The organism is Mycobacterium sp. NPDC003323 (assembly GCF_053589535.1).
Map to the genome: position 1 here is coordinate 33,227 of NZ_JBSFSB010000005.1, position 10,291 is coordinate 43,517.

A 10,291-nucleotide genomic window follows, 5' to 3' on the forward strand; every position below is an offset into this window, starting at 1 on the left:
GGTGACATCGGCCGCACCGCAACGCCGGATATCCTCGAACCCAGCATGGCTCCTTCCCCGAAATTCCCCTCCCTCACCCAGCTGCTCTACCGGCTCGCCAACGGCGCGGTGACCTCCGAACAATTGGTACGACAGTCCCTGAACGCCATCGAGGCCAGCCAGCCCACGCTGAACGCGTTCCGGGTGGTCCTCACTGAGCAGGCCATCACCGACGCCGTTGCCGCCGACCGCAAACGCGCTGCCGGACAACAGCTTCCGCTACTGGGCATTCCGATCGCCGTGAAGGACGATGTCGATGTCGCCGGGGTACCGACGCGCTTCGGCACCGTCGGCGACCCACCCCCGGCCACCGCCGACGCCGAGGTGGTGCGCCGGCTGCGGGCCGCCGGAGCGGTGATCGTCGGCAAGACCAACACCTGCGAGCTCGGTCAATGGCCCTTCACCAGCGGCCCCGGCTTCGGTCACACGCGCAATCCCTGGTCCCAGCGGCACAGCCCCGGCGGGTCCTCGGGCGGCAGCGCGGCCGCCGTGGCCGCCGGCCTGGTGACCGCGGCCATCGGCTCCGACGGGGCCGGCAGCGTGCGCATCCCCGCGGCATGGACGCATCTGGTCGGCATCAAGCCGCAACGCGGTCGCATCTCGACCTGGCCGCTGCCCGAGGCGTTCAACGGCATCACCGTCAACGGGGTGCTGGCCCGCACCGTGCTGGACGCCGCGATCGTGCTCGATGCCGCCTCCGGCAACGCCCCCGGCGACCTGCACAAGCCGACACCGGTGCGCGTGGCCGATCACGTGGGCCGCGCGCCGGGCGCGTTGCGCGTGGCGGTGTCCACGGCCTTCCCGTTCAACTTCTTCCGATCCACGCTGCACCCGGAGATCGCCGCCGCACTGCAGGGTGTCGCCGACCAGCTCGGACAGCTCGGCCACAGCATCACCCGCGCCGATCCCGACTACGGCGTGAAGATGTCGTGGAACTTTCTGTCCCGGTCCACCTCCGGGTTGACGGAGTGGTCGCACCGGTTCGGCTCCGGGGTGGCGCTGGACAAGCGCACCGTGGGCAACATCCGAACCGGCTGGCTGTTGTCACAGCACACGCTGCGCAAGGCCCGCGCCGCCGAGGCCGCCGCGCAGCGCCGGGTGGGCTGGATCTTCAACATCGCCGACGTCGTGCTGGCCCCGACCACCGCCCAGCCGCCCTCGCTGGTCGACGAGTACGACGACCGCGGCCCATGGGCCACCGACCGGGCCATGATCCGCTCCTGCCCGGTGACCTGGCCGTGGAATCTGCTCGGCTGGCCGTCGATCAACGTGCCGGCCGGGTTCACCTCCGACGGCTTGCCCATCGGTGTGCAGCTGATGGGTCCGGCCGACAGCGAACCGCTGCTGATCTCACTGGCCGGGCAGCTCGAGGCGATGAACGGCTGGATGGCCGCCCAACCCGAACCCTGGTGGCAGAGTCCGGCGCTGACGTAAGGTCCTCGGTTATGACGAACGCCCGCCGCTGTGTGACCACCCTCGGCGCGCTCGCCCTGGCCGCCGGGGCGGTGCTGACCGCGCCCGCCGCCCACGCCGACAACCGGCGTCTCAACGACGGCGTGGTAGCCAACGTGTACACCGTCCAGCACAAGGCCGGCTGCAGCAACGACGTCAAGATCAACCCGAAGCTGCGACTGGCCGCGCAGTGGCACACCAACGACGTGCTGCACAACCGGGCCCTGTCTGGCGATATCGGTTCGGACGGGACGACGGTCGCCGACCGGGCGCGCAACGCCGGATACGCCGGCGCGGTCGCCGAGACGGTGGCCATCAACCCCGCGCTGGCGATCAGCGGTATCGAGCTGATCAACCAGTGGTATCACCGGCCCGACTATTACGCGATCATGGCCGACTGCACCAACGTCGACATCGGGGTGTGGTCGGAGAGCCTGCTGGACCGCACCGTCGTCGTCGCGGTGTACGGCAAGGGAGACGGCGCGCCGCCGGTGCCCTCGGACATCCGCGACTTCGGCCAGGTCCCCGGCTGGACGCCCTAGAAGCCCAGTCGCCCAAGCTGTTTGGGGTCGCGCTGCCAATTCTTGGCGACCTTGACGCGCAAATCCAGGAACACCTTGGTGCCCAACAGCTTCTCGATCTGGGTGCGTGCCGCGGTGCCCACCTCGCGCAACCTCGCCCCGCCCTTGCCGATGACGATGCCCTTCTGACTGTCGCGTTCGACGTAGAGGATGGCGTGCACGTCCAGCAGGTCATCGCGGCCCTCGCGCTGTTCGACCTCGTCGATGACGACGGCCAGCGAGTGCGGCAGCTCATCGCGCACCCCCTCCAACGCCGCCTCGCGGATCAGCTCGGCCATCAGCACTTCCTCGGGCTCGTCGGTGAGTTCGCCGTCGGGATAGAACGCCGGGCCCGGCTCCAGATGCGAGACCAGCACATCGGTGAGCACGTCGATCTGCTGACCGGCGGTCGCCGAGACGGGCACGATATCGGCGGCCTTGTCGCCGAACGCCTCCTGCACGGCGACCAGCTGGGCGGCGACCTTCTCCCGCGACACCTTGTCGGTCTTGGTGACGATCACCACCAGTGTGGTCCGCGGCGCCACCGCGCAGATCTGCTCGAAGATCCAGCGGTCACCGGGGCCGATGCCCTCATCGGCGGGGATGCAGAAACCGATCACATCCACCTCGGAGTAGGTGTCCTTGACCAGGTCGTTGAGCCGCTGACCGAGCAGGGTGCGCGGCCGGTGCAACCCCGGCGTGTCGACCAGCACGATCTGGAAGTTCTCCCGGTGCACGATGCCGCGGATGGTGTGCCGGGTGGTCTGCGGCCGGTTCGACGTGATGGCCACCTTCTGGCCGACCAGGGCGTTGGTCAGGGTCGACTTGCCGGTGTTCGGGCGACCGACGAAACAGACGAAACCGGACCGGAATTCGTCGCTCACAGCGGATTGCCGGCCCGGTCGGTGACGATGACGAGGGCCTGCGGGGACAGCTCGGTCACGGCGGCGACGCCGGCGTCCTCGGCCGATCCGCCGACCAGCACCGCGGCCTCCAGACCCGCGGCGCCGCTGGACACCGCGGCGGCCACCGCGGCCTGCAGCGCCGTCAGATGCAGCGCCGCCAGCGTGACCGGCGCGCCTGCGTAGGTGCGGCCGTCCAGATCGCGCACCGCCGCGCCCTGGGCGGCCTCGGCCCGGCCCATCGCACCGCGGGCCAGCGTCACCAGCTTGGCGTCCTCGTCCGGCAAGGTCATGTTGGGTCCTCCTGGCTTTCGGGGCTGGGTTCTTCCGGGCTGATCAGCACGGTGCCGACGCGCACCCGGCCACGATGGTCCGGCCCGCCCTCGGCGCGCAACCGCAACCCGTTCCAGCTGACCTGCGCCCCGGGCAACGGCACCCGGCCCAGTTCGTGGGCCAGCAGGCCGCCGACGGTGTCGACCTCCATGTCCTCGTCGATCTCCAGGTCCTGGTACAGCTCGGTGAGGTCCTCGATGGCCACCCGGGCCGACACCCGGAAGCGCTTGTCGCCCAGTTCTTCCCACGGCGCGACCTCGTCGGAGTCGTACTCGTCGTTGATTTCGCCGACGATCTCCTCCAGCACATCCTCGATGGTGACCAGACCGGCGATGGCGCCGTACTCGTCGACCAGCAGGGCCATGTGGTTGCGGTCGCGCTGCATCTCGCGCAGCAGGGTGTCCAGCGGCTTGGAATCCGGCACGAACACCGCCGGACGCATCAGTTCACCGACGCGGATGTCCATCCGGCCCTGTTCCAGCCGGGTCTGCTGCACCAGGTCCTTGAGGTAGATGACGCCGACGACGTCGTCGACGTTCTCGCCGATCACCGGCAGCCGGGAGTGCCCGCTGCGCACCGCCAGCGACGTGGCCTGCGCGACGGTCTTGTCGCTCTCGATCCACACCATCTCGGTGCGGGGCACCATCACCTCGCGCGCCGGGGTGTCGCCGAGTTCGAAGACCGACTGGATCATCCGCCGCTCGTCATCGGCCACCACACCGCGCTGCTGGGCCAGATCGACCACCTCGCGCAGTTCGATCTCGGAGGCGAACGGGCCGTTGCGGAAACCGCGGCCGGGAGTGAGCGCATTACCGATCAGCACGAGCAGCCGGCTGATGGGGGTCAGCAGCACCGAAATGGCGTGCAGCGGGACCGCCGAGGTCAGCGCGATGGTGTACGCGTTCTGTCGTCCGACGGTGCGCGGGCCCACGCCGATGGCGACGAAGCTGACCACCACCATCGTGGCCGCCGCGGTGAACAGTCCCCAGCCGACACCGAGCGGGCCGTCCAGATAGGACACCAGCAGCACGGTGGCGGTCACCTCGCACGTGATCCGCAGCAGCACAACGAGATTGATATAGCGGGGCCGGTCGGCCAGTACGCGGGCCAGCCGGATGGCGCCAGGCCGCTCATCGCGGACCATCTCCTCGACCCGGGCCAGCGACGCGGTGCTGATCGCGGCATCGACCGCGGCGAACAGGCCACCGAGCGCGATCAGGACCACTGCGCCCAGCAGCGGCGTCATACCGGTCACTGCTGGTCGAAGTATCGCGACTTGTCCAGCAGTCGGCGATCCTTCTCGTTCTGCAGGTCCTGGCGGTAGGCCTGCACCTGGTCGGCCACCCATTCCTCGAGGAGGCGGCGCTGCAGCGCGAACATCTCCTTCTCCTCGTCGGGTTCGGCATGGTCATAGCCCAGCAGGTGCAGCACGCCGTGCACGGTCAGCAGCGCGAGTTCCTGGCCCAGCGAATGTCCGGCCTTCTCGGCCTGTTTGGCCGCGAACTCGGGGCACAGCACGATATCGCCGAGCATCGAGGGTCCGGGCTCGGCGGCATCGGGCCGACCGCCCGGTTCCAGCTCGTCCATGGGGAAGCTCATCACATCGGTCGGACCGGGCAGGTCCATCCAGCGCATGTGCAGATCGGCCATGGCGGCCTCATCCAGCAGCACCATCGACAGCTCGGCCGCCGGGTTGACGTCCATCTGGCCGATGACGAACTTGGCCACGCTGATCAGTTCCTGTTCGGACACGTCGATGCCCGACTCGTTGGAGACCTCGATACTCATCTTCTGGGCCGACCACCCGACGAGCGGCGCTGCGCCCGGTTGACCAATTCGGGTTGGCCCTCGTGCCGCGAGTAGGCGTCCACGATTGCCGACACCAGCCGGTGACGCACCACATCGGCACTGGTCAGCTCGGCGAAGTGGATATCGTCGATACCGTCGAGGATGGTCGAGGCGGCCTGCAGACCGGATTGCGCACCACCCGGCAGGTCGACCTGGGTGACGTCGCCGGTCACGACCATCTTGGAGCCGAACCCGAGCCGGGTCAGGAACATCTTCATCTGCTCGGGGGTGGTGTTCTGCGCCTCGTCGAGGATGATGAACGCGTCGTTGAGGCTGCGGCCGCGCATGAAGGCCAGCGGCGCGACCTCGATGACGCCGGCCGCCAGCAGATTCGGGATCGCCGCGGGATCCATCATGTCGTGCAACGCGTCGTACAACGGGCGCAGATACGGATCGATCTTCTCGGTCAGCGTGCCGGGCAGAAAACCAAGGCGCTCACCGGCTTCCACCGCAGGTCGGGTCAGGATGATCCGATTGACGTCCTTGGCCTGCAGCGCAGCGACCGCCTTGGCCATCGCCAGGTAGGTCTTGCCGGTACCGGCCGGGCCGATGCCGAACACGATGGTGTGCGCATCGATGGCGTCGACATAGCGCTTCTGGTTCAGCGTCTTGGGCCGAATGGTCTTGCCGCGCCGGGACAGGATGTCCAGCGTCAGCACCTCGGCCGGGGACGCGTCGGCGGCGCCGGTCAGCATCGACACGCTGTGCCGGATGGCGTCGGGTGTCAATGGCTGTCCCCTGCTGACCACTGCGCCCAGCTCGCTGACCACCCGCTCGGCCAGCGCCACGTCCGCGGGCTCGCCGCTGAAGGTGATGGCGTTGCCGCGCACATGGATATCGGCGGTCAGCAGTTTTTCCAGGGCACGCAGGTTCTCGTCGGCCGAGCCGAGCAGGCCCACGATGGTGTCGGGCGGAACTGTGATGCTGCTTCGTACCGGTCCGGTGATCGGGCCAGCGGTCGTCTCGCGGGGCGTCACGTGGGGTTTCGTGCCTGCTTTCTGGTTCTTCGAAACTGGTGTACAGCAAGTTTACCGCTGGGCACCGACCTGTTCCATTGGTTAGTTCGGCACATCCCAGCGGCCGGTCAGCACCCCGATGGCCCCGAGCGCGACGGCCGCGGCGCTCGACGTCCGCAGCACCGCGGGTCCCAGCCGCACCGGCTGGGCGCCCGCCGCGGTCAGTTCGGCCAACTCGTCGGCGGCGATCCCGCCCTCGGGCCCGATCAGCAGCATCAATGACTCGGCCGCACCGACCCCGGCCTCGGCGATGCCGACGGTCGCCGACTCGTGCAACACCAGGGTGCGCGTACCGCTCATCCGGGCCGGCAGGTCCCTGGTGGACACCAGCCCGTCGACGGTCGGGATGTGCGGGCGCCGGGATTGCCGCGCGGCCGAACGCGCGACGGCCGACCATCGGGCCAGGCCCTTGTCGATCTTGGCCGGGGCTTCCCAGCGGGCCACGCACCGCTTGGCCTGCCAGGCCAGGAAGGCATCGGCGCCTGCCTCGGTGGCCAGCTCGACGGCGAGTTCGGAGCGCTCGGACTTGGGCAGCGCCTGGACGACGGTCACCGTGGGCGTCGGACGGGCCACCTGCGTCACGGCCAGCACCCGAGCCTGCAGTCGGCCCTTGGCGACATCCTGCACGACGACGTGCGCGACGGCGCCGGACCCGTCGCCGAGGTCGAGTTCCTCACCGACGCGGGTGCGCCGGACGGTCGCGGCGTGGTGCCCCTCGTCACCGTCGACGACGACGGTGCCGCCGACTTCGGCCAGCGCGTCGACGTAGAACAGGCTGCGCACGTCGGTCAGCGGCCGGAGAACGTCTCGCGCAGCCGGCTGAACAATCCCCCGGTGGCCCCGGACGCCGAACCGTTGACGGACTTCACCTCGGCCACATCGCGCGGACGGTGCTCCTTGAGCTTGCGCAGCAGGTCGGTGTCGGTGTGGTCCAGCCGGGTCGGGATGAGCACCTCGACATGGGCGTGCAGGTTGCCGCGCACCCCGGAACGCAGGTGCGGCATCCCGTGCCCGCGCAGGGTGGTCACCGCGCCGGGTTGGGTGCCCGCCGGGATCTCCAACTCGATCGGACCGTCCAGGATGGCGTCGACGGTGACAGTGGTGCCCAGCGCCGCGTCGAACATCGGCACGGTGACGGTGCAGTGCAGGTCGTCACCGTCGCGCACGAACACGTCGTGCTGCTGCTCGTGCACCTCGACGTACAGATCGCCGGCGGGGCCACCGCCGGGACCGACCTCGCCCTGGGCGGCCAACCGCACCCGCATGCCGTCGCCGACACCGGCCGGGATCTTGACGCTGATCTCGCGGCGGGCCTGCACGCGTCCGTCGCCGCCGCAGCGGTGGCACGGGTCCGGGATGACCTCACCGACGCCGCCGCACACCGGGCAGGGACGCGACGTCATGACCTGGCCCAGCAGCGAGCGCTGCACGGTCTGCACCTCGCCCTGGCCGTGGCAGGTGCCACACGTCTGGGGCTTGGAGTTGCCGTGGGTGCCCTTGCCCTGGCAGATATCGCACAGCACGGCGGTGTCGACGGTGACCTGCTTGGTGACGCCCGTCGCGCACTCGGCGAGGTCCAGGCGCATCCGCAGCAGCGAGTCCGATCCCGGCCGGACCCGGCCGATCGGCCCGCGCGATCCCGCGCCGCCGCCGAAGAACGCCTCGAAGACATCACCCAGGCCGCCGAAGCCACCGGCGAATCCGCCGCCACCGGGCGCCGCGCTCTCCATCGGATCGCCGCCGAGATCGACGATGCGGCGCTTCTCCGGATCGGAGAGCACCTCGTAGGCGAGCTGGATCTCGGTGAACCTGGCCTGTGCCGCCTCGTCGGGATTGACGTCGGGATGCAGTTCCCGGGCCAGCTTGCGGTAGGCGCGCTTGAGCTCGGAATCGCTGGCGCCCTTGCTCACGCCGAGCAGGCCGTAATAGTCGCGTGCCACGCTTGAAACCTCTCTCGTACCGCCTGCCGGCGGCATACCCATGCTGTGGGAGCCCCGATTACCGGGTGCCCAGAACCTCACCTATGTAGAGAGCAACTGCGGCGACATTGGCGATGGTTCCCGGATAGTCCATCCGTGTGGGACCGACCACACCCATACCGCCGTAGACCTTGCCCGAGCTGCCGTAGGTGGTGCTGACCACCGACGTCCCCAACATCTGCTCGGCCTCGGTCTCGTGCCCGATACGCACCGTGACCTTACCGGCCTCCTGTTGCGCCGCGAGCAGCCGCAGCACCACCACCTGCTCCTCGAGGGCCTCCAGCACCGACCGCAGCGATCCGCCGAAGTCGGCGGTGTTGCGGGTGAGGTTGGCGGTGCCGCCCAGCAGCAGCCGCTCCTCGGTGTGTTCGACGAGGGTCTCCACCAGAACCGTCGCGGCGCGGCCGATCGCATCACCGACCCCACCGTGCCCGTCGAGGGTGCCCGCCAGATCGGCCACCGCGATGGACGCCGCCGACAGCGGCTTACCCTCCAGCGCCGATCCGAGCCGCTCCCGCAGCTGGGACAGTTCGTGGTCGTCGATGGCGTCGCCGAGCTCGACCACCCGCTGGTCGACGCGGCCGCTGTCGGTGATGACCACCAGCAGCAACTTGGCCGGGTTCAGTGCCACCACCTCCAGGTGGCGCACCGTCGAGGTGGACAGCGTCGGGTACTGGATGATGGCGACCTGCCGGGTGAGCTGGGCCAGCAGCCGCACCGCGCGGCGCAGCACATCGTCGAGGTCGACGCCGGACTCCAGGAACGTCATGATCGCCCGGCGCTCGGCGGAGGACATCGGTTTCACATCGTCGAGACGGTCGACGAATTCGCGGTAGCCCTTCTCGGTGGGCACCCGACCCGAGCTCGTGTGCGGCTGGGTGATGTAGCCCTCGGCCTCCAGCACGGCCATGTCGTTGCGCACGGTCGCGCTCGAGACGCCGAGATTGTGCCGCTCGACGAGCGTCTTGGAACCGATCGGTTCCTTGGTGGCGACGAAATCGGCGACGATGGCGCGCAGCACCTCGAAGCGACGGTCGTCAGCACTACCCACCTTTCACCTCCGTCAGTTCATCTGTGCGTTGCCGTGGATCTGCTCACCATTTTACGGGCACCAACTGCGCGGATTCACTCCGACGGCGGCAGGCGGCGTGTTCGGCGGCCATCCGCGGCGACGTCGTGGTTCCTTTTGCAACGACATCACCGACATCGGCAGTTGTTTGCGGTTAACCTCACGTGCATGGGAGCCCGCCGGTGATCTTCAAAGGTGTCCGCGACGGCAAGCCCTACCCCGAACACGGGCTGTCCTACCGCCAGTGGGCACAGATCCCGCCGCGTCAGATCCGGCTCGACGAACTGGTCACCACGACCACGGTGCTGGCGCTGGATCGGTTGTTGTCCGAGGACTCGACGTTCTACGGCGATCTGTTCCCGCACGCCGTGCGCTGGAAGGGGATCGTCTACCTCGAGGACGGTCTGCACCGCGCCGTGCGGGCCGCCCTGCGCAACCGGACCGTGCTGCACGCCCGGGTCTACGACATGGACAATCCGCTGCCGGCCTGACCGCCACGGCGCAACACCTGCACCGCGGTCAGCAGCTGCCACGCGAAGATCGGGTAGACCGCGGCGCGCTCCCAGGCACCCACCCAGGCCGGCGAGGTCGCCGTGACCAGCAGGCACAGCAGGCCGACGCCGCCCAGTGTCATCGAGGCCACCCGGTGGCCCCGCGACCCGGACACCAGCGTCGCCCCGGCGATGGCCGCGCAGTTGCCGCCGGCGATCGCCAGCGCGGCACCGACACCGTGCCAGGCGCTGCCCTGACCGCTGTGCACCACCGCCACCAGGATGTTGCCGATACCGTTGCACAGCGCAAAGACCATGAACCACAACCGGTTCCGCGCGATCAGCAGGGCCGCGGCGGCGAAGCACACGCCCTGCAGCACGAACGCCGCGTTCATCAGCGCGGCGCGCGGTGAAACGGCGGGTTCACCGAGGGTGCTGATGTAGTCGGCGTCGTAGCCGTATCCGGGCAGGGCCGCCGCAGCCAGTGCCTCGGCGGCGAAGAAGCCGACCGCGCCCAGCACCCACAGCACCGCCGCGAGCAGACGCGAAGGGCCCCCAAAACCCGGGAAATGAGGGCCCTTCACGTCTGCTCGCCGAGGGAT

At 69.3% G+C, this 10,291-nt stretch carries 12 protein-coding genes; 3 read left to right on the forward strand and 9 right to left on the reverse strand.

Annotated features, from left to right (window positions below; genetic code table 11):
* Positions 1–45: 45 nt before the first annotated feature.
* Positions 46–1,473 carry an amidase gene (locus ACWDUN_RS14295; protein WP_449929635.1) on the forward strand — a complete coding sequence of 476 codons (1,428 nt, stop codon included), beginning with the start codon at positions 46–48 and terminating at the stop codon, positions 1,471–1,473.
* An 11-nt stretch (positions 1,474–1,484) separates the two neighbouring features.
* Positions 1,485–2,033 carry a CAP domain-containing protein gene (locus tag ACWDUN_RS14300; RefSeq protein ID WP_449929637.1) on the forward strand — a complete coding sequence of 183 codons (549 nt, stop codon included), beginning with the start codon at positions 1,485–1,487 and terminating at the stop codon, positions 2,031–2,033.
* On the opposite strand, the gene era is transcribed toward ACWDUN_RS14300, so the two are convergent.
* From era to hrcA, 8 genes are all read right to left on the reverse strand, one after another.
* The gene (gene era / locus ACWDUN_RS14305; protein ID WP_449929639.1) at positions 2,030–2,935 is read right to left on the reverse strand and encodes a GTPase Era; all 906 of its coding nucleotides are present in this window, start codon (positions 2,933–2,935) and stop codon (positions 2,030–2,032) included. The two genes, ACWDUN_RS14300 and era, sit on opposite strands and share 4 nt — an antisense overlap.
* Entirely contained in the window at positions 2,932–3,246 is a 315-nt protein-coding gene (locus ACWDUN_RS14310) for a cytidine deaminase (protein WP_449929641.1), read from the reverse strand. The genes era and ACWDUN_RS14310 overlap by 4 nt, the downstream gene beginning before the upstream one ends.
* A complete protein-coding gene (locus ACWDUN_RS14315) occupies positions 3,243–4,541 on the reverse strand; it encodes a hemolysin family protein (protein WP_449929643.1) in 1,299 nt (432 codons plus the stop codon). The genes ACWDUN_RS14310 and ACWDUN_RS14315 overlap by 4 nt, the downstream gene beginning before the upstream one ends.
* On the reverse strand, positions 4,538–5,074 hold the full coding sequence (ybeY, locus tag ACWDUN_RS14320) for an rRNA maturation RNase YbeY (protein ID WP_449929645.1): 537 nt from the start codon (positions 5,072–5,074) through the stop codon (positions 4,538–4,540). Before ybeY ends, ACWDUN_RS14315 begins: the two co-directional genes overlap by 4 nt.
* The gene (locus ACWDUN_RS14325) at positions 5,071–6,111 is read right to left on the reverse strand and encodes a PhoH family protein (RefSeq protein WP_449929647.1); all 1,041 of its coding nucleotides are present in this window, start codon (positions 6,109–6,111) and stop codon (positions 5,071–5,073) included. The genes ybeY and ACWDUN_RS14325 overlap by 4 nt, the downstream gene beginning before the upstream one ends.
* Positions 6,112–6,192: 81 nt before the next feature.
* Complete coding sequence (locus ACWDUN_RS14330; RefSeq protein ID WP_449929649.1) at positions 6,193–6,933, reverse strand: 16S rRNA (uracil(1498)-N(3))-methyltransferase; 741 nt, start codon at positions 6,931–6,933, stop codon at positions 6,193–6,195.
* A 5-nt stretch (positions 6,934–6,938) separates the two neighbouring features.
* Positions 6,939–8,090, reverse strand: coding sequence for a molecular chaperone DnaJ (dnaJ, locus tag ACWDUN_RS14335; protein ID WP_449929651.1), 1,152 nt, complete (start codon positions 8,088–8,090; stop codon positions 6,939–6,941).
* A gap of 58 nt (positions 8,091–8,148) precedes the next feature.
* Positions 8,149–9,180 carry a heat-inducible transcriptional repressor HrcA gene (gene hrcA, locus ACWDUN_RS14340; protein ID WP_449929653.1) on the reverse strand — a complete coding sequence of 344 codons (1,032 nt, stop codon included), beginning with the start codon at positions 9,178–9,180 and terminating at the stop codon, positions 8,149–8,151.
* Between the two features lie 200 nt (positions 9,181–9,380).
* On the opposite strand from hrcA, the gene ACWDUN_RS14345 reads away from it, so the two are divergent.
* On the forward strand, positions 9,381–9,689 hold the full coding sequence (locus ACWDUN_RS14345) for a type II toxin-antitoxin system VapB family antitoxin (RefSeq protein WP_449929655.1): 309 nt from the start codon (positions 9,381–9,383) through the stop codon (positions 9,687–9,689).
* Here ACWDUN_RS14345 and ACWDUN_RS14350 read toward each other — a convergent pair.
* A complete protein-coding gene (locus ACWDUN_RS14350) occupies positions 9,659–10,273 on the reverse strand; it encodes a DUF998 domain-containing protein (RefSeq protein WP_449929657.1) in 615 nt (204 codons plus the stop codon). The genes ACWDUN_RS14345 and ACWDUN_RS14350 overlap by 31 nt on opposite strands.
* Positions 10,274–10,291: the final 18 nt, after the last annotated feature.